Genomic DNA, 22,351 nt, shown 5'->3' with positions numbered 1-22,351 from the left:
GGGCGGTTCGCACAGGCCCCGCCGCGCGGGCTCGCCGTAGGGTGCGGCCAGATTCCGCCCCCCTCCGTAGGAGCACCATGACCGCCATCGACTCACCGGCCCTGCCGATCGGCGCGGCGTTCGACCGCATGCCGTTCACGCGCAGGCACGTGCTCATCGCGCTCGCGCTGTTCGTCGCGTTCGTCATCGAGTCGTGGGAACAGCTCGCCCTCGTGTACGTCTCCGGCGATCTCGGCACGAAGCTGGGCATCGACGAGGCGGGCATCGGGCTCGTGCTGTCGGCGGTCGCGTTCGGCATGATCCCCGGGGTGCTGGTGTGGGGGCCGGTGGCCGACAGGATCGGGCGGCGGCCGACGGCGTTCTGGTCGCTGTTGGCGTACGGGGTGATCGCGCTGGCCTCGGCGTTCGCCCCGAACGCGGAGGTGCTGGTGGCGCTGCGGGTGGCCTCGGGGCTGGCGCTGGCCGGCGTGTACACGATCACGTTCCCGTTCTTCCTTGAGCTGCTGCCGACGCGGCATCGCGGCCCGGCGGCCGTGTACCTGTCGATCGGGTGGCCGATCGGCATGCTGGCCGCGATCGGCGCCTCGACGGTGCTGGGCGATCTCGGCTGGCACGTGGTGGTGGCCGCCAGCGCGGTGGCGGGGGTGTGGGCGTTCGCGATCAGGGCGTGGGTGCCGGAGTCGCCGTACTGGCTGGCCGCGCGGGGCCGGCAGGAGGAGGCGCGGGCGGTGCTGCGCTCGCTGGGCAGCCCGGACGCCGAGGCGACGTTCACGGTGGCGAGCGAGCGAGTGGGACGCCCGCTGGACCTGTTCAAGGGCGGCCTGGCGCGGATCACGCTGGTGATGCTGGCGTTGAACTTCGTCTTCAACTGGGGTTACTGGGGGCTGCAGACGTGGCTGCCCACGCTGCTGCAGGAGCGCGGGCTGACGCTGTCGGCGTCGCTCGGGTTCGCGGCGCTGAGCGCGCTGATGATGATCCCCGGGTACGTGAGCGCGTCGCTGCTGACGGGCCGGTTCGGCCGCAAGCGGGTCTTCCTGGTGTACGTGGTGGCGGCGGCGCTGGGCGGGCTCTGGTTCGCCACCGCCGAGTCCTCCTTCGGTCTGTACGCGGGCAACTTCGTGCTGTCGTTCTTCAGCATGGGCGCGTGGGGCGTCTGGAACACCTGGAACGGCGAGTTCTACCCGACGGCGCTGCGCGGCACCGGCTACTCGTGGGCGACGGCGGCGCAGCTCGTCGCGACCACGGTGGCGCCGTCGGCGGTGGGCGCGCTGCTCGCGAACGCCACCGGCTTCACCGCTACGATGCTGATCATCAACGCGTTCATGGTGGCGACCGCGCTGCTGGCCGTGCCGTTGCCCGAGACGGAAGGGCGCGAGCTGGAGTGATCCTCGGCGTCGCCCTGGGGGAGGCCGCGCTGTCGGTGGTGGCCGTCGATGACGGCGCCGTCACCTGGCCGGTCGCCCGTGGCGTGGCCCGGACGGCGTCGCGCGTCTGCGTGGCGGTGAACCTGGGCGGGGCGCCGACGGCTCCGGTGGCGGCGATCCGCGTGGGCGGGCCTTGCCCGGAGGCGTTGCGGCCGGTCGTGGGGGCGGGGATGGCCACGATCGTGCGGGGCGGGCACAGTGTGACGGGGCGTCCGCTGACGCCGCTGGACACCGACGCGGTGCGGCGATTCGCGGCCACGTGCGGGCTGGCGGACTTCGCGGTGACGGCGACCGGGTCGCCGATGCTGGCCGATCACGAGCTGGCGGTGGCGGCGATCGTGGCTGCCGAGGTGCCGGAGGCGCGGATCACGTTGTCGTACGAGTTCGGGTATCCGGGGTTGCGGGAGCGGGAGGCTGATGCGATCCGCAACGCGGCGCTCGGGCCGGAGGCGGGGCGGATCGCGGATGACGTGGCGCGCGAGTTGCCGGGGGTGCCCGCGTACTTCGCCAGGTCGGGGGGTGGGCTGGTGTCGGCGCATTACTTCCGGCGGTTTCCGCTGACGTGTGACCTGGGGGCGGTGGCGAGCCTGGCGCGGGGGCGGACGGCGCTCGCCGAGGGCGCCGGTACGGTGCGGGGCCGGGACGGGGTGGCGGCTCCGGGCGAGGGTGCGGCTCGGAGTGGTGGCGTCGCCTCCGGTGGGGTTGCGGCGTCCGGGGAGGCGGGGGTGCCCGACGGGGTGGCGACCGCGTACGGGGCGGCGCTCGGGCGGCCGGAGGCGCACGTGGAGCGGATCGTGCAGGCCAGAGGGCGGGCCGAGCTGGACCGGGTGCTGCGGGACGCCAGGGACGAGGCGCTCACCCGGGTGGTCAGCGCGGGCGCGGCGCCGGGGTCGGCGGGGATCGACGAGGTCACGGTGAACCCGCTGTCGTACCTGCCCGACGGCCTCTACCGGGTGCGGGTGACGGCGGGCGGGCGGCCGTGGGCCGGCTGATCGACCTGGACGGGCTGGGCCGCTTCTCGGCGGGGTCGCGGTTGTTCGCGACGGGGGCGGCGCAGTCGTCGTACAACCTCGCCTACGACTGGGCGGCGTCGGTGGTCGGCCGGGGCGTGGAGCTGGTGGGGGCCGGTGAGCTGGCGCCGGAGACGTTGTGCCTGGTGGTCAGCCTGGTGGGCTCCACGACGGCGCTGGGCGAGCAGTTGCCCGCCGGGGACGAGCCCGAGCGGGCCGTGCGGGCGCTGGAACGCAGGCTGGGGGAGCGGGCCGGGGCGGTGGCGGCGCTGAACCTGGCGGCGGAGAACGCGCTGATCCCGCTGATCGCCGCTGCCGGGCTGGGGTTGCCGATGGTGGACGGTGACGGTACGGGGCGGGTGTTCCCGCTGGTGGAGCAGACCACGTACACGCTGGGCGGGATGAGCGCGGCGCCGCTGGCGCTGGCGGGCGGGTCGGGGGAGCTGGTGCTGCTGGAGACGGCGGCCGATCGGGTGGAGGAGCTGCTGCGTCCGGTGGTGCTGTCGGTCGGCGGGTGGGCGGTGGCGGCGTGCTACCCGATGGCGGCGCGGGACCTGGCGCGGGTGCTGGTGCCGGGGACGGTGAGCCTGCTCATGCGGGCGGGCGAGCCGGGGGCGCCCCGGTCGGCGGCGGCGCCGTACGGGGTGCGGACGTTGTGCCGGGGGCGGATCCAGGCGGTGGAGGGGAGCACGGGGCACGGGGGTGAGCTGGCGTTGCCGTCGCTGCCGTCGAGCATCGTGGTGCGGGAGTCGGAGGGGTTGCGGCGGCTGGTGCGGCTGGAGGCGCACAACGAGATCGTGCTGGCTCTGGCGGACGGGGCGGTGGTGGCCACGGTGCCGGACCAGATCTGCATGATCTCGACCGGCGACGGGATGGTGGTGGACGTGGACAAGGCCGAGCCCGGCCTGGAGGTGGACATCATGGTGGTCAAGGCCGCGCCGGTGTGGCATACGGAGCGCGGGCTGGCGCTGGGCGGGCCACGCGCGTTCGGGATCGCGCTGTGAGCGGGTGCGCTGTGGGCGGGTGGGCTGTGGGCGGGTGCGCTGTGGGCAGCGTGCCGAGACGCGGGGGTGCGGGGTGAGCGGGGTGCGGGAGCCGGGGTGGGAGGCGCCGGTCACGGTGGCGGAGCTGGTCAGCGGGGGGCCGCTGGCCGGGGCGCGGATGTACGGCGCGGGCGAGAACCCCGTGCGCGGGGTGCGGATCGTGGACGAGCCCGCGGTGTTCGCCACGGTCGCGCCGCACACGGCGGTGGTGCTGATCGGGACGGCGGCCAGCGGGGGCTGGGCGGTGGAGATGGCCATGCGCCGGGCCTGGGAGCAGGCGGCGGCGTGCGTGATCGCGCCGGCGGGCGGGCTGAGTGAGGGCTCGGGGGAGGTGCTGGCGGAGCGGCTCGGCGTGACGTTGATCTTCGTGGATGAGGATCCGCTGGTGGTGGCGGTACGGGTGGCGTCGGCCGCCTCCCGTCCTGACGCGGCGCGCACCCAGCTCGTGGCCCGCTGCGCGACCAGGCTGGCCGATGCGGGCGCGTCGGCGCGCCGGGTGCTGGGGGTGCTGAACGCGGAGCTGCCTGGCACGTCGGTGGCCTTTCTCGACCGGTACGGCCTGACGCTGGCGGGCCGCCGCGACGCCATCGGCGACCCGTCCGCCGGGCGGGGGCGGTGGTCGGCCGAGGTGGTGGTGCCCGATCAGGAGGGCGAGGTGCTGGGGACGCTGGTGGCCGCCGGTTCGTCGCGCTCGCCCGGATGGCCGGCGGTGGTGCGGACCGTGCTGGGATTGGCGGTGGCGCCGCTGACGGCGTGGGCGGCACGGGAACGGCTGCGTGCCTCCCGCGCCTTCGCCTGGCAGGCGTCGCTCGCCGAACGCGTCCTGACGGAGCCGGAGCCCGCACCGGACGCCGCACCCGACGGCAAGCGTGCACCGGACGCCGAACCAGCACCGGACGCCGGGCCCGGGCCGGGCGCGGACGGCGGCGTGCGGGCCGCCGCGATCGCGCTCGGCTGGCCGGTCAGGGGCCTGCTCACGGCCTACCGCATCCGCCCCCTGACCGAGCCGGGCGACGCGCCCCTGGCCGCCACCCTCATCACCGCGACCCTCGGCGACGTCCCCGTCATGACCAGGGGCGACGGCTGGGCGGGCTGGTCCGCGCTGGCCCCGTCCGACCTGGCCGAACGCGTCCGCCAGGCGTTGCTGAGCATGCCCTGGTCGTGCGCGGGGGGAGTGGGCGCGCAGGTGGAGGGCCTGGACGTGATGGCGGAGTCGCTGCTGGGCGCGGAGGCGGCGGCGTACGTGGCGGGCGCGGGCGTGGTGCAGCGGGCGGATCGGATCGGCCCGGCGGAGCTGCTGGGCGCGCTGCCGACGGGCGCGTTGCGGGCGCCGGCGGCGGTGGTGCTGCGCCCGCTGCTGGCGATCGACAGGGACGGCACGCTGCTGGAGACGCTGGGCGCGGTCCTGGACGAGGGTGGCGCGCTGCGGGCGGCCGAGCGGCTGGGCGTGCACCGCAACACGATCACCACCCGCCTGGATCGCATCAAGTCGGCGGGTTTCGATCTCGACGACGCGGCGACCCGGCTCGCCCTGCAGCTCGCCTGCCACGTGATGTTGCGGTGAGTACGCGCATGGCATGCTCGTAACGGCACCCCCGGAAGGAGGCCCCGTTGGCGGAGGCGGAGCTGTCTGGCGTGAGCAGGTTGCTGGCGGTCAGCGACCTGCACATCGGTTACCCGGAGAACAGGGCGATCGTGGAGGAGCTGAAACCCGTCACGCCCGGCGACTGGCTGCTGGTGGCGGGCGACGTGGGGGAGCGGCTGGAGGGCATCGGGTGGGCGCTGGGCCTGCTGGCGAGCCGGTTCGAGCGGGTGGTGTGGGTGCCGGGTAACCACGAGTTGTGGACGGTGCCGGGCGAGCCGCCGGAGCTGCGGGGCGTGGCGCGTTACGAGCATCTGGTGGAGATGTGCCGTGAGCTGGGCGTCGTCACGCCGGAGGACGAGTATCCGCTGTGGGAGGGGGCGGGCGGGCCGGTGCGGATCGTGCCGCTGTTCCTGCTGTACGACTACACGTTCCTGCCGCCGGGGCACCACACGAAGGAGAGCGCGCTGACGTACGCCCACAGCACGGGCGTGGTCTGCACCGACGAGTACGTCCTGCACCCGGATCCGTACCCGTCGCGTGACGCCTGGTGCCACGCCCGGGTGACGCTGACGCGGCGGCGGCTGGCGGAGCTGGACGACGACGTGCCGCTGGTGTTCGTCAACCACTACCCGCTGGTGCGCGAGCCGACGGACGTGCTGCGTTACCCGCAGTTCGCGCAGTGGTGCGGCACCACGGCCACGCGTGACTGGCATCGCCGTCACCGCACGGCGGCGATGATCTACGGCCATCTGCACATTCCGCGCGTGACCTGGCATGACGGGGTGCGGTTCGAGGAGGTGTCGCTGGGTTATCCGAGGGAGTGGAAGCCCCGTCCCGGCAACCGCCGGCTGCTGCGCGACGTACTGCCGAACGCATAGCCCCTTGAGGCGGGCCGGGGGCCGGCCCGCTCGACGCGGTCGGTGGCGCGCCGAAGTGGTGCCGCACGAGAGACAGGGAAGCGAGGTCAGCGGGTGATCATGCCCTGGGCCAGGTCGGCCGCCGTCGCCTCGGCCGCGCGCCGGTCCGGCGGCCCGTACCCGCCGCCACCGCCCGACTCGCACCGCAGCACGTCCCCCGCCTTGACCGGCAGCGCGTTGACCTTGAGCACCTCCCGCTCCCCACCGCCCCCCGGGTTGAGCGTGACCCGGGGAGGCGCCCCCGCCGAGCCGCCCGCCAGCCCCCACGCCGGCGTGACCGACCGCTCGAACCACAGCGACAGCGACGTGTCCCCGCAGAACTCGTACTCCCGCACCACCCCGTTCCCGCCCCGCCACTGCCCGGCGCCGCCGGTGTCCGGCCGCACCTCGTAGCGGGTGACGCGGACCGGGAACAAGGTCTCCAGCACCTCGATCGGCATGTCCCGCAGCGACCCGTTGACGTTGTTGATCAGGCAGCTCTCGCCGTCGCCGCCCTCCCAGGCCCCCCAGCCGCCGACGGTGGCCTCCTGGGAGACGTACAGCTTGCCGGTGCGCGGGTCCGTGCCGGTGAACTGCACGATCATGGAGTCCCCGTACGAGGCCGCCGCCGCCTTGCCGGGCAGCACCGGCGCCAGGGCCTTGACCACCAGGTCGATGAGCAGCCCGAGGTGCGAGTAGTAGTACTGGCAGGCGGCCGGCGACTCGGCGGCCAGCATGGAGCCGGGCCTGGTCTCCACCGACAGCGGGCGGAACGAGCCGCCGTTGAGCGGCACGTCACCGGAGACCAGCAGCTTGTAGCCGACGCGCACGGCCGCCACCGCCTGCGCCGCGCCGCAGTTGACAGGCCCGAGCGCCTGGTCGGCGCAGTCGGTCAGGTCCACGTGCACGCTCTGGCCCGACACCGTGACGGTGACGTTCACGGGCAGCGGCGTGACCAGGTCGATGCCGTCGTTGTCGAGGAACCCCGACGCCTCGTACACCCCGTCGGGGATGGCCGCGATGGCCGCCCGCTCCATCCGCTCGGTCTGGGCGAAGATCTCGTCGCGGGCCGCCAGCACCGTCTCCAGGCCCCACCGGCCGACGATCTCCTTCAGCCGCCGCTGCCCGGTCATCGCGCAGCTCACCTGGGCGCGCAGGTCGCCGAGCGTGGCGTGCGGGAAGCGGACGTTGCGGGAGATCACCTCGTGGAGGTCGCGGCAGGGCTCGCCGCCCACGTACACCTTCACCGGGCCCAGCCGCAGCCCCTCCTGGAAGATGGACGTGGAGTCCATGGAGCCGCCCGGGTCCTTGGAGCCGACGTCGAGCCAGTGCGCGCGCGAGGCCGCGAACCCGGCCAGCTCCCCGCCGGCGAAGATCGGCCCGTAGACGGTGACGTCGTTGAGGTGGGTGCCGCCGATGTAGGAGTCGTTGAGCACCCACACGTCGCCCTCCTGCCAGACCTCCCGCCCGTACAGGCGCTCGGTCTCGCGGGTGCACACCTCCAGGTTGCCGAGGAAGATCGGCAGCCCGGACGACTGGCCGAGCACGTTGTGGTCGCGGTCGAGCAGCGCGACGGCGCAGTCCTTGGCCTCGTAGATGACGGGGGTGTAGGAGCTGCGGATGAGGGTGGTGTTCATGTCCTCCGCCGCCTGCAGCAGCGCGCAGCGGATGATCTCGGTGGTGACGGGGTCGATCACGTGTCCACTTTCAGGATGAGGAAGCCGTTGTCGTCCACGGTGGCCAGGCAGCCGGGCGGGATGACCGTGGTCGCGGTCTCCTCCACCACGATCGCCGGCCCTGCCAGCTCGCCGTCCAGGCTCGCGCGGCGCAGCACGGGGGTGCGGTGCACCGCGCCGTCGAAGATCACATCCCGTACGTCCGGAGCGTCCCTCGCGGTGGCGGCGACGGCCGGGGCGGCGGTGCGGGGGAACGTGCCGAACCCGGTGCTGCGCAGCATGACGAACTCCACCGGCGCCTCGGGTGTGGCGTGCCCGTAACGCGCGGTGTGCGCCTCGGCGTAGCGGGCCGCGATCTCCGCCGGGAACTCCGGCTCGGCGGGCTCGGCCGCGTCGCGCAGCGGGACGGTGAGCGTGTAGTCCTGGCCCTCGTAGCGCAGGTCCACGGCGTGCTCCACGCGCCGCCGTTCCTCGGGGACGCCCTGCCCGGCGAGCGCGTCGAGCGCCTCCCGCTCCAAGGTCATGAAATTTCTGTACATGTCGGCGCCGTCGAGGGTGTCCTGCGGCCGGAAGTACGGATGCGTCAGATCCCGGCGCACCTCCGCCTCCAGCATCCCCCACGCCGAGAACGCCCCGGGGAAGCGCGGCACCACCACCTCGGAGATGCCCAGCTCCCGCGCGATGAACACCGCGTGCATCGCCCCCGCCCCGCCGAACGCCACCAGCGCGAACTCGCGCGGCTCCACCCCGTGCTCCACGGTCAGCGTGCGGATCGCCTGCGCCATCTTCGCGTTGGCCACGTCGCAGACGCCCTCGGCCAGCGCCAGCGGATCCAGCCGCAGCTCCCCGGCCAGCTCCGCCACCGCCGCCCCGGCGGCCTCCGCGTCCAGCGTCATCAGGCCGCCCGCGAACCACGCCGGATCCACCCGTCCCAGCACCACGTTCGCGTCGGTGACGGTCGGCCGCGAGCCGCCCCTGCCGTAACAGGCCGGGCCCGGCACCGCGCCGGCCGACTCGGGGCCGACCCGCAGCGCGCCCGCCTCCGCGTAGGCGATCGAGCCGCCGCCCGCGCCGATCGTGTGCAGGTTCACGATCGGCATCAGCACCGGGTAGCCCTCGATGCGCGCCTCGCTGTTGACGTCCGGGCGGCCGTCCACGACCAGCGACACGTCGAAGGACGTGCCGCCCATGTCCACACAGATCAGATTCCTGGCGCCCAGCAGCCGGGAGGCGGCCACGCCGCCCATCGTCCCGCCGACCGGCCCCGACAGCAGCGTCTGCAGCGGGCGGCGCCTGGCGTACGCGGCGTTCACCACCCCGCCCGACGACTGCATCACGTGCACCGGCACGGCCAGCCCGCGCTCGGCGAAACGCCGCTCGATCCCGGCCAGGTACCGCCGCACCACCGGCCCGGTGTAGGCCTCCAGCACCGCCGACGACGTCCGCTCGTACTCCCGCCACTCCCGCGCCACCTCGTGCGAGAGCACCACCAGCACGTCGTCACCCAGCTCGGCCCGCAGGATCTCACCCGCCCTGACCTCGTGCGCCGGGTTGACGTAGGAGAACAGCAGGCACACCGCCACCGCGTCGAACCCCTCGGCCCGCGCCCGCCGCGCCGCCGCCCGCACCGACTCCTCGTCCAGCGGCGCCAGCTCCCGGCCCTGGTAGTCGAGCCGGCCGCCCGCCTCCATGACGTCCTGGCGCGGCACCAGCGGCTCCGGCTTGCGGTAGCGCAGGTCGAACATGCGGTCCCGGTTGCCCCTGGCGATCTGGTAGACGTCCCGGCCGCCCACGCTCGCCAGCAGCAGCACGCGGGCGCCCTTGCGCTCCAGCAGCGCGTTGAGCCCCTGGGTGGTGCCGTGCACGAAGAACGAGATGCCCGACGGATCGTCCACGACCCGCCCGAGCGCGGCGAACACGCCCTCGGCCAGGTCGCCCGGGGTGGAGGGCGCCTTCGATGCCGTGACGGCACCCGACCGCTCGTCGTAGCAGACGACGTCGGTGAAGGTGCCGCCGATGTCCATGGCGACGCGATAGCTCATGCCGAGAACCGTACGAGGTGCCGGGACCGCCGCGATGTGCGGGCCGCACACCGCGGCGCGTCCGGCAGTGCATCCCGCAAGGGGACGCCGTTCCCCCCGTGACGATCAGGCCACTGTTATGTCCCCCACCGCCACCGACCGCTCCCCGGAGCCGGTGACCGGCACCCGGAGGAGCATCGCGGTCACCTCCCGCCGCAACAGCGGGTCCGCCCGGAACTCCTCCATGATCGCTTTTCGCAGGGCCGCGCGGCCCGACTCGTCGTCGGGCTTGGCGCCGGCCACCCGGCCGATCACCTGGTGTGCCTGCGCGTCCCCCCGGCCGAAGACCCGCTGCAGGATGCGCGAGCCGCGAGCCACCTCCGTGTCCGCGGCCAGCTCGCTGGTCTTGGCCAGCACCCCGGTGCCGTACGCGTCGATCGCCGCCGTGACGAAAGGCATGACATTGTCCGCAGTGTCCATGAGACCCTCCCATAGGTCCTTATGGAATGACGAGATGGTAGCTCCCGAAGTTCCGGCGGCGAGGGCATACCCTTGCGATTGTGCCTGCCCCGTACCTCACGCTGAAGACCGTCGTCGAACACGAGACCGAGGCGCGGCGCTCGCGCTTCATCTGCGCCCTGGCCCCGGCGCGCACGGTCGAGGAGGCCGCCGCCTTCGTCGCGGGCCGCCGCCGCGAGCATCCCGCCGCCAGCCACAACTGCACGGCGTACGTGATCGGGGAGCGCATCCAGAAGGGCGACGACGACGGCGAGCCGGGCGGCACCGCGGGCACGCCCATGGTTCAGGCACTGGTCGGGCGGGGGTTCAGCGACGTGGTGGCGGTGGTGACGCGGTACTTCGGCGGCACCCTGCTGGGGGCGGGCGGGCTGGTGCGCGCCTACGGCTCGGCGGTCACCGAGACGCTCGACCGGGCCGACCCGGTGCGCATGGTCCCCGCCAAGCTGGTGCGGGTGGCGGTGGCGCACGACCAGGCCGGGCGGGTGGAGAACGACCTGCGGGCCTCCCGGCACGCGGTGCGGGAGGTGGCTTACGCGGGGGAGGTCACGTTCGACGTCGCGGTGGGCGACGACGAGGTGGCCGCGTTCGCCGACTGGGTGGCCACGCTGACGGCCGGCCGGGCGCGCGTGGAGATCGGCGACGGCCTCCACGTCCCGGCCTGAGCGGCCCCCTCAGCCCTCCAGCGCGTACTGCATGACGCGGAACTTCGCCTGCGCCTCGGCCAGCTCGGCCGCCGGATCGGAGTCGCCCATGATCCCGCCGCCCGCGAACAGCCGGGCCCGCCGCCCCTGCACCTGCCCGGACCGCAGCGCGATGCCCCACTCCCCGTCGCCGTTGGCGTCGATCCACCCCACCGGCCCGGCGTACCCGGCGCGGTCCATGCCCTCCAGCTCGCGAATGACCTGGATCGCCGTCTTGGTCGGGGTGCCGCCGACGGCCGCCGTCGGATGCATGGCCGCCACCACGTCTAGCACCGAAGCCCCGTCGGCCAGCCGGCCGGTGACGTGGCTGGCCAGGTGCTGCACGTTCGGCAGCACGAGCAGCTCCGGCTCGTCGGGCGTGGTGAGGGAGGAGCACAGCGGCGCCAGCGTCTGGCGTACGGAGGCGATCGCGCACTCGTGCTCGTGCCGGTCCTTGGCCGAGGCGAACAGCGCCGCCCCGCGCGCGAGGTCGTCGGCGGCGCCGGTGCCGCGCGCGGTCGTGCCGGCCAGCACGAGCGACTCGATCTCCTGCCCCGTACGCCGGATCAGCAGCTCAGGCGTGGCGCCGACCAGCCCCGCCACCGAGAACGTGTAGCACTCGGGGTAGCGGGCGGCCAGCCTGGACAGCAGCAGCCGCACGTCGATCGGCCGCTCGGTGGTGGCGACCAGGTCGCGGGCCAGCACCACCTTCTCCAGCTCGCCCTCGCGGATGCGCCGCGCGGCGCGGGCCACGACGCCCTGCCACTCGGGCGCGGTCAGGCTGCCGTCGCCGTAGCTGATCCGGCCCGGGTCGCGGACCGGGGTGAACGTCTCCAGGGGAGCGTCGCCGACGGTGGTCAGCCAGGCATGGCCGTCGCGGCGGGCGAGCACGGCCCGCGGGACGACGAGGACGGACCCGTGGGCGTCCTCGTCGAAGGTGAAGCTGCCGAAGGCGACCGCGCCGGACCCGGGGGTGCGCACGTCGTCGCGCACCTGCGCGTCCCCCAGCACGGTGGCCAGCCACTCGCGGGCCCAGGCGAACCTGCCGGGGCCAGGAGGCACGGCCACCCGGGCGGCCTCTCCCCAGCCGACGAGGCCCTCTCCGTTCCTGATCCACGCGTAGGGGGCCGTACGGGGGAGGGAAGCCAGCAGGTCGCCGGGGTCGCCAACAGGGGTGGTGCGAACCGGCAGCGGGCGGGTTGTTCCGAGCGCGACACTCACCCAAGACACTCTATGCGGGAACTGAACACGTTCGACTCGGACCCCCGTGAATGCAGGGTTACGGGCAAAGAACCCAGAAAAAACCGGATGCCAAGGAATATTGGGACGGACCAGTTTCGGTCTGGTCTGTCAAGCGGCGATATGAAGTCGGTCCTGAACTGGCAGACCTTGCCCTGAGGCCATAGTGGGCCGGTGATCGGCTCCCTACCTTGGTGCTCATGATCGCTCGACTGGGGCCCGTCCTGGCCGCCGCCGTCGTCCTCACCGGCGCACCACCCGTTCAGGCCGCGAGCTCGGCCCAGCCCGTCCCCACCGTCATGGCCGCTCTCGGCGACTCCATCTCCACCGGCTTCAACGCCTGCGGCTGGTACGTCTCCTGCACGGCCCGCTCCTGGTCCACCGGCGACAGCGCCGAGGTCAGCAGCCACTACGCCCGTCTCGCCGAGCTGTCTGGAACGCTCCAGAAGCACAACCCCAACTTCGCCGCCCCCGGCGCGACCAGCGCCGACCTGCTCGCCCAGATGAAGAAGGCGATCGCGGCCAAGGCCGACTACGTGACGATTCTCATAGGCGCCCAGGACGCCTGCACCCGCACCGAGCAGTCGATGACGCCCGTCGAGACCTACCGGCGGCGCCTGGACGCGGCGCTGGCCGCGCTGCGCTCCGGCGTGCCGGGGGCCAGGGTGCTGATCGCCAGCATCCCTGACGTGCGGCGGCTGTGGCAGGTCGGCAAGGGTAACGCGCTGGCCCGCACGTTCTGGACGACGGGGCGAATCTGCCAGTCGATGCTGGCCGCTCCGACCTCCACCCGGCGGGCCGACGAGCAGCGCCGCACCCGGGTGCGGGCCCGCGTGATGGCGTTCAACCGGGCCGCCGCCGCGGCCTGCGCCGCGTACGGGCCGCGCTGCCGCACCGACGGGGGAGCGGTCTTCTCCTACCCGTTCACCCTCGACCACGTCAGCAAATGGGACTACTTCCACCCCAACACCTCGGGGCAGCGGGTGCTCGCGGAGCGCACCTACGCGCGCGGCTTCACCTGGCTCGACCCGCGATAGCGAGCACGGGGCGGGCGCTGCGCGCTGGATGGGCATGGTGCCGTGTCGGCGGCACTCGCGAGCACGGCGCCGGTCAGCGGCACTGCGCGAGCATGGTGCCGTGTCAGCGGCACTGCGCGAGCATGGTTTTCTTGTCGGCGGGCGTGACGGGAATGTCGTACTTGAGTGCCACCTGTGCCCACCGGGTGACGTAAGCGCACCGCACGCCGCGCCGGGGCGGCAGCCAGTTCGCCGGCCCCGAGGCGTCCTTCTGCTCGTTGGCGTCACCGTCGACGGGCAGCAGGTTGAGCGGGTCGTTGGCGAAGTCCAGCCGCTTGGCCATCGCCCAGCGGGGCGCGCCCATCCGCCAGCCGTAGTTCAGCGGGACCACGTGGTCGACCTGCACCTCGTCGGCGTTGTCCTTGTGCCAGTGGATCAGCCGCCCGGTGTAGGGGTCGGTCAGCTCCATCGAGACGACCTCGCAGGTCGAGCCGGTTCTGAACTTCACGTTCTGCCCGTCGCGGGCCAGCAGGTCGTCGCGGGTGCGGCAGCCGTTGCGCGCGTACGGCACCCCGGTCGCGCTGTCGGCCCAGTTCTCTCCGTACCGGGTGCGGGCGTAGCCGGTGTTCGGCCCGAGGTTTCTGACTCGCAGCCGTTTGATGAGCCCCCGTGCCTCGGACTTCTCGGTGTCGGAGATGATGGGGGCCAGACCCGGTAGAGTGCCGCTGACGTTGCCCAGAGGGCTGGCCGCCGTCGCGGGCTGGGTCTTGGCGCTGCCGATGAAGGAAACGACGATGATGGCTCCGGCGAGGACCGCGACCGCGTCCTTGGTGCTCAAGCACGCCTCCACGAGCATGAGGTTGTCTAGAGAAATTCCCGGCTTCGCCCGTTTCGACACGGGGAGGGTTGTGTGACCGAGCGTCCCATCGATCTTGACATGCCTGTGCGGCGTGCCGAGCGGCTGTGGCCGGTGCTCGCCGTGATCGCGGCCGGCGGCGCGCTCGGTGCCCTTGCCCGGCATGCCTTGCAGATGGCGCTGCCGTCCGGGCCGGCCGACTTTCCGTGGGCGACGTTACTGGTCAACGTGTCGGGCTGCCTGCTCATGGGGGTGCTCATGGTGGTGATCACCGAGGTGCGCCGGGCGCCTCGGCTGGTGCGGCCGTTCCTGGGGGTGGGGGTGCTGGGCGGGTACACGACGTTCTCGACGTACGTGGTGGAGGCGCGGGGCACGGTCGCGGCGGGCGCGCCGGTCACCGGGCTGGTCTACCTGGCCGCGACCATGATCGCGGCGCTCGCGGCGGTGGCGGCGGGCATGTGGCTCACCCGGCGGATCGCGTCCGTGACGGCGGGCGCGCGGTGACGGCGCTGATCCTCGTGCCCGAGGGCGGGCTCGCGGTGACGGCGCTGATCCTCGTGCCGAGGGCGGGCGCGCGGTGACGGTGCTGCTCATCGTGCTGGGCGCGGCGGTGGGTGCGCCGCTGCGCTACCTGGCCGACCGGGCCGTGCAGGCGCGGCACGACACCGGCTTCCCCTGGGGGACGCTGACGGTCAACGTCGCCGGGTCGGCGCTGCTGGGCTTCCTGGCCGCGCTGCCGGCGGACGGCGGGCTGATGGCGCTGGCGGGCACCGGATTCTGCGGGGCGCTGACGACGTACTCGACGCTGGGGTACGAAACGGTACGGCTGATGGAGAAGGGCGCCCGCTTCCAAGCCGCCGCCAACGCGGTGGTCAGCGTGGTGGCCGGGCTGGGCGCGGCCTACTGCGGGGCGGCGCTGGCCCAGGCAGTATGATCATCGGCGCGTCGGCGGGGAGGGACGGCACGTGGGTCAGGTGTTAGCGCGGCTGACGGGGCACGGAGTGACACTGGTGCCCTGGTGGCCCTACGGCTTCGAACGTTCCCCCGGCACTCCCGGCGTCGTCACCGTCATCCAGGGCGCGGGCGAGACGACCCGCACCGCGACCGTCGACGTGGCCGACGCCCGCACCGTGGAGCAGGTCGTGGACGTGCTGCCCGGCCCCGAGGAACGCCTCTGGCGGATCGAGACCTCGCTGTACTCGGTGATCTGGCCGGAGGAGTTCGCCATCGAGTCCGCGCCCAGCGGCGACTCCACCCCCTTCTACCTGTGGGGGCCGGACGAGTGCCTCATCTACCCGCAGGGGCCGGTGGCGCGCGACCGTATCCCGCCGCTCGTCGAGCTGGCCGGGCCCGGCCAGACCATGCTGTCCCAGCGGCACGACCCCGATCTGGAGTCGGTGGACATCGCCTACCGGCACGAAGGGGAGAACTGGCGGCAGTCGCACCACCTGGTGCCGTTCGGGGCGGGGCAGGCGCTCGTCATCACCGCGCAGGCGCCTGCCGCGCACGCGGGCCTGATCTGGCGGGCCGCCCAGGCCGTCGCCCGCAGCGTCACCGCGCGCCAGCCCCCGCGCTAGCCCCCCGTGGAACGGAATGTCACGCCCCTCAGGGAGAGGGCGACGGCTCCATCCCGCTGATCGGCCGGAGCCGGGGGCGGTCCGCGGCACCGCTCCCCGCCCGACGACACGACTCAGGGGAGACCACGGCGATGAACGAAGAACGATTGATGCAGTTCCTCGGCAAGTTCGTCAGCGACGTCGGCGCCACCATGGCGGCGGGCGGCGTCGTCGTCGGCGATCGGCTCGGCCTCTACCAGGCGCTCGCCGACAAGCCGCAACTGCCGGAGGAGCTGGCCGACCGCACCGGCACCGCGCCGCGCTACGTCGAGGAGTGGCTGCGCGGCCAGGCGGCGGGCGGCTACGTCGAGTACGACACCGAAACGGGGCACTACTGGCTGACCGAGGAGCAGGCGTACGCGCTGACCGACCCCGACGGCCCCGTGCTCGGCGGCTTCCAGCTCGCCATCGGCGCGCTCAAGGCGGAGCCGCGCATCACCGAGGCGTTCCGCACCGGGCAGGGCGTCGGCTGGCACGAGCACGACGCGGACGTCTTCTCCGGCTGCGAGCGCTTCTTCCGGTTCGGCTACACGGCCAACCTGGTCAGCGGCTGGCTGCCCGCGCTCGACGGCGTGGAGGCCGGCCTGCGCGCCGGGATCCGGGTCGCCGACGTGGGGTGCGGGCACGGCGCGTCCACCACGCTCATGGCGCGGGCGTTCCCCGCCTCGGCGTACGTCGGCTGGGACTACCATGGCGCTTCCGTCGAACGGGCCCGCCAGCGGGCCGGCGCGCACGGGCTCGGCGACCGCGTCCAGTTCAGGGTGGGCAGCGCGCAGACCTTCGACGGCGGCCCGTACGACCTGGTGACCACGTTCGACGCGCTGCACGACATGGGCGATCCGCTCGGCGCGGCGCGGCGGGTGCGCGGACAGCTCGCCGACGACGGCACCTGGATGATCGTGGAGCCGGCGGCGGGCTCGTCGCTGAGCGAGAACCTCAACCCGGTGGGCCGCGCCTACTACGCCTTCTCGGCGTTCCTGTGCGTGCCGAACGCGCTGTCGCAGGAGGGCGGCTACGCCCTCGGCGCGCAGGCGGGCGAGGAGCCGGTGCGGCGGCTGGCGGCAGAGGCCGGGTTCGGCCGGTTCCGCCGGGTGGCGCAGACACCGTTCAACATCGTCTACGAGGCGCGGCCGTGAGGGGTTACCGTGTAAGCAAGTAATCATCTGGAGGACCCCATGGCGGACCCCCTCGACGCCTACTCCCAGGTCGTCTCGTCCGTGGCGGCGGAGCTGCTGCCCAAGGTGGCCGGCGTGCGGACCCGCCAGGGCAGCGGGTCCGCGGTGGTGTTCACCGCGGACGGGTTCCTGCTGACCAACGCGCACGTGGTCGGCTCCGCCAGGTCCGGCACCGTGGCGTTCGCCGACGGCTCCTCCGGCGACTTCCGGGTCATCGGCCGGGACCCGCTGTCGGACCTGGCGGTCATCAGGGCGCAGGCGGCCACGCCGCCGCCCGCCGAGCTGGGCGACAGCGACGAGCTCGTGGTCGGCCAGCTCGTGGTGACCGTGGGCAACCCGCTCGGGCTGGCCGGGTCGGTGACCGCCGGAGTGGTGTCCGGGCTGGGGCGTTCGCTGCCCGCGCGCAGCGGCGCGAACATGCGGCTGATCGAGGACGTCATCCAGACCGACGCGGCGCTCAACCCTGGCAACTCCGGCGGGGCGCTGGCCGACTCGCGGGCGCGGGTGGTCGGCGTCAACACGGCGGTCGCCGGGATCGGGGTGGGGCTGGCCGTGCCGGTCAACGGCACGACCCGCTCCATCATCGCGGCTCTGATCAGGGACGGGCGGGTCCGCCGGGCGTTCCTCGGGCTGGTGACGTCCCCGGCGCCGCTGCCCGAGGAACTGCGGCGGCGCACTGGGCAGAACGGGGCGCTGCGCGTGGTCGAGGTGGTGCCGGAGTCGCCCGCGCACCGGGCCGGGCTGCGCGCCGGCGACCTGGTGCTGAGCGCCGGGCGCACCCCGGTGGGCGACGCGCAGAGCCTGCAGCGGCTGATGTTCGCCAAGGCGATCGGACGGCCGCTGCCGATCACCGTGCACCGGAACGGCGCGCTGGTGGACGTGATCGCCGAGCCGGTGGAGCTCACCGGCACAGGCGTCTGAACACGCCTGATCAGGGGCCGGGAGGCGTCAGAACACGCCCGGTCAGGGGCAGGGAGGCGGCAGCTCGGGTGCGACGGCCGGGCGGGACTTGGCCTCGCGGCGGGCCAGCAGGTCGGCGAGCAGGTCGTCCCACTGCCGTCCGATGACGTCCACGTCGTACGCGCGGGCCGTCTCCAGCGCCCCGGCGGCCAGCCCGCGGCGGAGCTGCTCGTCCTCGATGACCCGGATGATCGACGCGGCGAGGTTGGCGTTGGTGCGCGGCTTGACCAGCAGCCCGTCCACCTCGTTCGTGATCATCTCCTTGGGCCCGTGCGGGCTGTTGAAGCTGACGATCGACAGCCCCTTGGCCATGGCCTCCAGGATCGTCATGGGGAAGCCCTCGTGCCGCGAGCTGAGCACGTAGATCGACGCCTTCTCCAGCTCGGCACCCACGTCGGTGGTCGGCCCCGGCAGCTCGACCTTGCCCTCCAGGCCCGCCTCCACGATCTGCTGGGCGAGGTTCTCCTCCTGCGGCCCCGCGCCGTAGATGCGCAGCTTCCAGTCGGGGTGGGCGGCGGCGACCGTCTCCCAGGCGGTGATCAGCCGGTGGAAGCCCTTGATGCGGGTCATCCTGCCGACCGCGACGGCCACCTTGGCGTCCAGCTTGGAGATCTCGCCCGACATCGGCGGCACCGCGTTGGGGATGCGGGCCAGCTTGCGCGGCTTCTTCGGCAGCGTCTCGCGGTAGTCGCGCAGGTCGGCCTTGGTAAGGGTGACCAGCGCGTCGAGGCGGCGGTAACGCCACTTGACGAGTTCCTGGACGGGCTCCGGCTGCGTGCGCAGGGCCACGTGTTCCTGCCCGATCGTGATCACGCCGGGCGGCGCTAACTGGGCCATCGCGAGGTTCAGCCCCGGGCGGGTCGCCATCAGCACGCCGGTGTCGAGGGAACGGATGAAGCGGGCCAGCCTGAGGTCGGTCCACAGGTTGAAGCGGTGGTAGGCCGACTCCTCCTTGGGGATGAGCCTGCTCGGCATCTTCGACAACATCGAGCGTACGGGGTCGTGCCCGGGGTTGATCCGGTCGTCCAGGAAGCGGAACTTCACCCGCGGGTCGATCGGGAAGAACGGCTCCTCGGCCTCCTTCAGGACGCTCACGATCTCGACGTCGTGGCTCTCGGCCAGGTAGCTGGCCAGGTTGAACACCGTCCTGATCGTGCCGCCCATCCCGTAGGCGTGCAGGAGCAGGATGCGTACCTGCCCGGTCGAGGGCGGTGGCGCGCTGCTCGCCTTGCGCCGGTTGTATCCCCGATAAAGCCGTCGCATCGCCGACTTGCCCTTGCGTGCCAGTGCGCGCACCTGACAAATCCCCCTTAGTCGCGGAAGCAGTCTCAACACACGTGGCCGGTGGTGAGAACGGACTTCTCACCACCGGCCCTACTCTCTCCGTCGGCGGAGTGCATTCTGTTCATCCCCGATGCACTTTCCCCACCTATGATCTTTAGACGCCGGAAAGGTCATCAAGGTTGCATGCGCGGCCTATGCCGGGGATCGGGGGTATGCGGCGGGCGCTCGGCCAGCAGCTCCAGCGCGACGTCGATGGCCCGCTCCAGCTGCGTGTCCACGCCCCTGGCGTAGTCCTGCGGGGTGATGTCCACCTCGATGTCAGGATCGGTGCCGTAGTTCTCCACCTGCCACCCCCCGTCATCGAACACGTCGTCGAAGGCGAAGGAGAATTCCGGCTGCGTCGTCACCGTTCCGTCGGCGAGCGTGTGGCGCGGCCAGATGCCGATCACGCCGCCCCAGGTGCGCCGGCCGACCAGCGGGCCCAGCCTCAGCAGCTTGAAGGTGTGGCTGAAGATGTCGCCGTCGGAGCCCGCCCACTCGTTCGTGACCGCCACCAGCGGGCCGCGCGGCGACTCCGGCGGGTACGGCTCGGGGCCGCCCCACCTCGGGTAGTCGTAGCCCAGCCGCCGCCTGGCCAGCTTCTGCAGCAGCAGCGACGACACGTGGCCGCCGCCGTTGAAGCGCACGTCCACGATGAGCGCGTGCCGGTCGTACTCGGCCAGGAACCCCCGGTGGAACTCGCCGAACCCGTCCGGGCCCATGTCAGGCACGTGCAGGTAGCCGATCCGGCCGCCGGAGCGCTGGTGGCACTGGGCGCGGTTGAGGTTCACCCAGTCGCGGTAGCGGGCGGGCTGGTCGTCGGCCAGCGCCCGCACGGTGACGGTGAAGACGCGCTCCTCGCGGCGCAGCGTCAGCTCCACCTCCTCGCCTGCCTGGTTGACCAGGCGCTCGTTCGGGGTGGCCGCCGACACGCCGATGGGCGCGCCGTTGATGGCCAGGACGGCGTCGCCCGTACGGACGTCCAGCCCGACCCGGTTCAGCGGCGAGGTGGCCTCGGGATCCCACGGGTCGCCCGTCACGATCGCGGCGATGTGGTAGACGCCGTCGCGCAGCCGCCAGTCCACGCCCAGCTTGCCCTGGCTGTAGTCGGGGCCGGGACGGTACTCGCCGCCGCTCTCGTACGCGTGGCTGGTGGCCAGCTCGCCGTGCAGCTCCCACAGCAGGTCGGAGAACTCGCCCCGGGTCGTCACCCGCTCCACCAGCGGCCGGTACCGGTCGTACACGGCCGGCCAGTCCACGCCCGCCATGTCCTCGGTCCAGAAGTTCTCCCGCTGCAGCCGCCACGCCTCCCTGAACATCTGCCGCCACTCCGCCTCCGGGCAGACCGACACCTTGATCCGCGACAGGTCGATCCAGCCGCTCTCCCGCCCCGGCGTCTCCTCCTCGCCCGCCACCTCGCCCGCCTTCACCACGCGCAGCCTGGCGCCCGCCCGGTACAGCAGCGTCTTGTGGTCGCGGCCCAGCTCGAACCCGCTCACCCCGTCGGCGAACGTCTCGCTCTCGCCCTTGGTGAAGTCGAACAGGTGCAGCGTGTCGTCCCCGTGCAGCGGGCTGGTCAGGATCAGCGCCTTGCCGCCCTTCAGCCCCGCCACCCGCTCGTAGCGGCCCTCGGGCAGCGGGAACGCGGTGACCCGGCGCGCCAGCCCGGCCACGTCCACCCGCAGCGCCTCGCCGTCCTCGTCCTCCTCCTCGTCATCGTCGTCGTCCTTTTCGTGCAGCGGGCGTGGCTGGGGCACGAACGGGTCCGGCACGTCCTCGCGCAACGCCACCGCGTACGGGCGGGTGCCCAGCGGGAAACCCAGATCGAACTGGAGCTGGTCGTAGACGGGGGAGAAGGCCCGCTGGCCGATGAAGTACAGATACTTCCCGCCAGGGTCGAAGGCGGGCATCGAGTCCTTCAGCACCGGCTCGCTCGCCTGCGCCGTCCGGCCCGTCCCCGGATGATGCAGCCTGATCGCGGTGGTCTGCGCGTTGAGCGGGCTCGCGTACGCCAGCCACTCGCCGTCGTGCGACCACGCCGGATCCTCGGGCGGGCCGTGCGGGTTGGCCTCCACCAGCTCCGCCCGGCCCGTCTCCAGGTCGAGCAGGTGCAGCTCGTGGCGGTGGTTGACGACCGCGACCCGGTCGTGCGCCGGGTCCGGGACCAGATCGTTGATCCGGCCCAGCCGCGCCACCTCCGTGCCGGGGCCGCCCTCGCCGCCCTCCAGGATGACCAGCTTCTCCTCGTCGCCGTCGTCGCTGGCCGCCGCGATCAGCCGCACGCCGTCGTTCAGCCAGGTCAGGAAGCGGTAGCGGACGCCGTCGGGGGAGCCGTGCTGGCGTACCGGGCCCTCCCAGTCGGCCATCGCGTACGCCTTGCCCCGCGCCGTGATCGCCAGCGCGCTGCCGTCGGGGCTCAGCGTGGCGCTGTCGAGGTAGTCGGCGGCCTCGACGAACCTGCGGTTGCGCTGCGTCCTGGAGCTGGCCAGCCGCACCTCCAGCTTGCGCGGCCGCTCACCGGGCTCACCCAGTTGCTCGGGCTCCAGCAGGTAGAGGTCGGCGCCCGCGTGGTAGACCAGCCGCTGGCCGTCGCTGGACAGGTTGCGCGCGTAGTAGTCGTCGTGGTGGGTGTGCTTGCGCAGGCCCTGGCCGTCAGGGGTGCACGAGTAGACGTTGCCGACGCCCTCGTGGTCGGAGATGAAGCACACCCGGCCGCCGCTCCAGCACGGCGAGGCCAGGTTCCCCGGCAGCCTGATCAGCCTGCCGAACTCGCCGTCGCCGCCGGCGTCGATCCACAGGTCGCCCACGGTGCCGCCGCGGTACCGCTTCCACCGCGCGGGGTCCGCGGTGTTGCGGCCCAGCACGATCATGCTCTCGGGTCCGTACGCGATCGAGTTCGCCGGCCCGTACGGCAACCGCTCCGGCACCCCGCCCGGCGCCACCCGGTGCAGCCACTTGCGGCCCTCGAACGGCTGGGACTGGTCGCTGGCGTACAGGATGCGCCCCTCCGGATCCCACCCCGTCACCGTGCAGCGGGCTCCGTGGAAGGTCACCCGGCGAGCCGCGCCGCCGCCGGACGGCATCACGTACACCTCTTCCGGGCCCTCCTCGCGCCCGACGAACGCGAGCTGGTCGCCGCGCGGCGAGATGCGCGGGTAACCGGCCTCGGCCAGCCCGGCCGTCAGCCGGAAGGCCCGCCCGCCGTGGGCCGAGACCATCCACAGGTCGTCCTCGGCGGCGAAGACCACCACGTCCTGGAAGACGGCGGGGAAACGCAGGTAAGCCGACATGACAGCTCCACTGGTTCGATCG

Annotated in this window: 19 protein-coding genes; 12 read left to right on the top strand and 7 right to left on the bottom strand. The window is 73.1% G+C overall.

Going from position 1 to position 22,351, the window contains the following annotated elements:
* Positions 1–77: 77 nt before the first annotated feature.
* The 5 genes from FXF51_RS17155 (at position 78) to FXF51_RS17135 (ending at position 5,940) form a co-directional block, all read left to right on the top strand.
* Positions 78–1,385 carry an MFS transporter gene (locus FXF51_RS17155; protein ID WP_148435455.1) on the top strand — a complete coding sequence of 436 codons (1,308 nt, stop codon included), beginning with the start codon at positions 78–80 and terminating at the stop codon, positions 1,383–1,385.
* Positions 1,382–2,416: a hypothetical protein gene (locus tag FXF51_RS17150; protein ID WP_148435454.1), complete on the top strand. Its 1,035-nt coding sequence runs from the start codon at positions 1,382–1,384 to the stop codon at positions 2,414–2,416. The genes FXF51_RS17155 and FXF51_RS17150 overlap by 4 nt, the downstream gene beginning before the upstream one ends.
* Positions 2,404–3,438 carry a DUF917 domain-containing protein gene (locus FXF51_RS17145; RefSeq protein WP_148435453.1) on the top strand — a complete coding sequence of 345 codons (1,035 nt, stop codon included), beginning with the start codon at positions 2,404–2,406 and terminating at the stop codon, positions 3,436–3,438. The genes FXF51_RS17150 and FXF51_RS17145 overlap by 13 nt, the downstream gene beginning before the upstream one ends.
* A gap of 73 nt (positions 3,439–3,511) precedes the next feature.
* Complete coding sequence (locus tag FXF51_RS17140; protein WP_148435452.1) at positions 3,512–5,041, top strand: PucR family transcriptional regulator; 1,530 nt, start codon at positions 3,512–3,514, stop codon at positions 5,039–5,041.
* A gap of 71 nt (positions 5,042–5,112) precedes the next feature.
* Entirely contained in the window at positions 5,113–5,940 is an 828-nt protein-coding gene (locus tag FXF51_RS17135) for a metallophosphoesterase family protein (protein ID WP_222871322.1), read from the top strand.
* An 86-nt stretch (positions 5,941–6,026) separates the two neighbouring features.
* On the opposite strand, the gene FXF51_RS17130 is transcribed toward FXF51_RS17135, so the two are convergent.
* The 3 genes from FXF51_RS17130 to FXF51_RS17120 all read right to left on the bottom strand — a co-directional run bounded on the left by FXF51_RS17130 (position 6,027) and on the right by FXF51_RS17120 (position 10,135).
* Positions 6,027–7,655, bottom strand: a complete 1,629-nt coding sequence (locus FXF51_RS17130) for a hydantoinase B/oxoprolinase family protein (RefSeq protein ID WP_148435451.1) — start codon at positions 7,653–7,655, stop codon at positions 6,027–6,029.
* Positions 7,652–9,676: a hydantoinase/oxoprolinase family protein gene (locus FXF51_RS17125; protein ID WP_148435450.1), complete on the bottom strand. Its 2,025-nt coding sequence runs from the start codon at positions 9,674–9,676 to the stop codon at positions 7,652–7,654. The genes FXF51_RS17130 and FXF51_RS17125 overlap by 4 nt, the downstream gene beginning before the upstream one ends.
* A 105-nt stretch (positions 9,677–9,781) precedes the next feature.
* On the bottom strand, positions 9,782–10,135 hold the full coding sequence (locus tag FXF51_RS17120) for a hypothetical protein (RefSeq protein ID WP_148435449.1): 354 nt from the start codon (positions 10,133–10,135) through the stop codon (positions 9,782–9,784).
* Positions 10,136–10,215: 80 nt separating this feature from the next.
* Here FXF51_RS17120 and FXF51_RS17115 point away from each other — a divergent pair, with 80 nt between their 5' ends.
* A complete protein-coding gene (locus FXF51_RS17115; protein WP_148435448.1) occupies positions 10,216–10,836 on the top strand; it encodes a YigZ family protein in 621 nt (206 codons plus the stop codon).
* 9 nt (positions 10,837–10,845) lie between these two features.
* Here FXF51_RS17115 and FXF51_RS17110 read toward each other — a convergent pair whose 3' ends face one another.
* Complete coding sequence (locus tag FXF51_RS17110; RefSeq protein ID WP_148435447.1) at positions 10,846–12,075, bottom strand: isochorismate synthase MenF; 1,230 nt, start codon at positions 12,073–12,075, stop codon at positions 10,846–10,848.
* A gap of 218 nt (positions 12,076–12,293) precedes the next feature.
* Between FXF51_RS17110 and FXF51_RS17105 the strand changes: the two genes are divergently transcribed.
* Positions 12,294–13,130 (top strand): GDSL-type esterase/lipase family protein, encoded by an 837-nt coding sequence (locus FXF51_RS17105; protein ID WP_148435446.1) that lies wholly within the window; start codon positions 12,294–12,296, stop codon positions 13,128–13,130.
* 103 nt (positions 13,131–13,233) lie between these two features.
* On the opposite strand, the gene FXF51_RS17100 is transcribed toward FXF51_RS17105, so the two are convergent.
* Positions 13,234–13,947 (bottom strand): HNH endonuclease family protein, encoded by a 714-nt coding sequence (locus FXF51_RS17100; protein WP_222871321.1) that lies wholly within the window; start codon positions 13,945–13,947, stop codon positions 13,234–13,236.
* A 72-nt stretch (positions 13,948–14,019) separates the two neighbouring features.
* Between FXF51_RS17100 and FXF51_RS17095 the strand changes: the two genes are divergently transcribed.
* From FXF51_RS17095 to FXF51_RS17075, 5 genes are all read left to right on the top strand, one after another.
* A complete protein-coding gene (locus tag FXF51_RS17095; RefSeq protein ID WP_262379582.1) occupies positions 14,020–14,469 on the top strand; it encodes a fluoride efflux transporter FluC in 450 nt (149 codons plus the stop codon).
* Positions 14,470–14,542: 73 nt separating this feature from the next.
* A complete protein-coding gene (gene crcB, locus FXF51_RS17090) occupies positions 14,543–14,899 on the top strand; it encodes a fluoride efflux transporter CrcB (RefSeq protein ID WP_148435445.1) in 357 nt (118 codons plus the stop codon).
* 76 nt (positions 14,900–14,975) lie between these two features.
* On the top strand, positions 14,976–15,542 hold the full coding sequence (locus FXF51_RS17085; protein WP_148435444.1) for a hypothetical protein: 567 nt from the start codon (positions 14,976–14,978) through the stop codon (positions 15,540–15,542).
* 131 nt (positions 15,543–15,673) lie between these two features.
* A complete protein-coding gene (locus FXF51_RS17080) occupies positions 15,674–16,717 on the top strand; it encodes a methyltransferase domain-containing protein (RefSeq protein ID WP_148435443.1) in 1,044 nt (347 codons plus the stop codon).
* Between the two features lie 39 nt (positions 16,718–16,756).
* Positions 16,757–17,677, top strand: coding sequence for a S1C family serine protease (locus tag FXF51_RS17075; RefSeq protein WP_148435442.1), 921 nt, complete (start codon positions 16,757–16,759; stop codon positions 17,675–17,677).
* A gap of 42 nt (positions 17,678–17,719) precedes the next feature.
* Here FXF51_RS17075 and FXF51_RS17070 read toward each other — a convergent pair whose 3' ends face one another.
* On the bottom strand, positions 17,720–19,012 hold the full coding sequence (locus FXF51_RS17070; protein WP_148435441.1) for a glycosyltransferase family 4 protein: 1,293 nt from the start codon (positions 19,010–19,012) through the stop codon (positions 17,720–17,722).
* 161 nt (positions 19,013–19,173) lie between these two features.
* A complete protein-coding gene (locus FXF51_RS17065) occupies positions 19,174–22,329 on the bottom strand; it encodes a S41 family peptidase (RefSeq protein WP_148435440.1) in 3,156 nt (1,051 codons plus the stop codon).
* Positions 22,330–22,351 lie beyond the last annotated feature (22 nt).

This window comes from Nonomuraea sp. PA05, from assembly GCF_008086045.1.
Lineage (GTDB): Bacteria > Actinomycetota > Actinomycetes > Streptosporangiales > Streptosporangiaceae > Nonomuraea > Nonomuraea monospora.
This window is presented reverse-complemented; position numbering and strand designations above follow the sequence as displayed.

Excerpts from the sequence above, each read along its gene's own strand:
- FXF51_RS17155 (WP_148435455.1), top strand. The coding sequence starts at position 78 with ATGACCGCCATCGACTCACCGGCCCTGCCGATCGGCGCGGCGTTCGAC.
- FXF51_RS17125 (WP_148435450.1), bottom strand. The coding sequence starts at position 9,676 with ATGAGCTATCGCGTCGCCATGGACATCGGCGGCACCTTCACCGACGTC.
- FXF51_RS17120 (WP_148435449.1), bottom strand. The coding sequence starts at position 10,135 with ATGGACACTGCGGACAATGTCATGCCTTTCGTCACGGCGGCGATCGAC.
- FXF51_RS17105 (WP_148435446.1), top strand. The coding sequence starts at position 12,294 with ATGATCGCTCGACTGGGGCCCGTCCTGGCCGCCGCCGTCGTCCTCACC.
- FXF51_RS17080 (WP_148435443.1), top strand. The coding sequence starts at position 15,674 with ATGAACGAAGAACGATTGATGCAGTTCCTCGGCAAGTTCGTCAGCGAC.
- FXF51_RS17075 (WP_148435442.1), top strand. The coding sequence starts at position 16,757 with ATGGCGGACCCCCTCGACGCCTACTCCCAGGTCGTCTCGTCCGTGGCG.
- FXF51_RS17065 (WP_148435440.1), bottom strand. The coding sequence starts at position 22,329 with ATGTCGGCTTACCTGCGTTTCCCCGCCGTCTTCCAGGACGTGGTGGTC.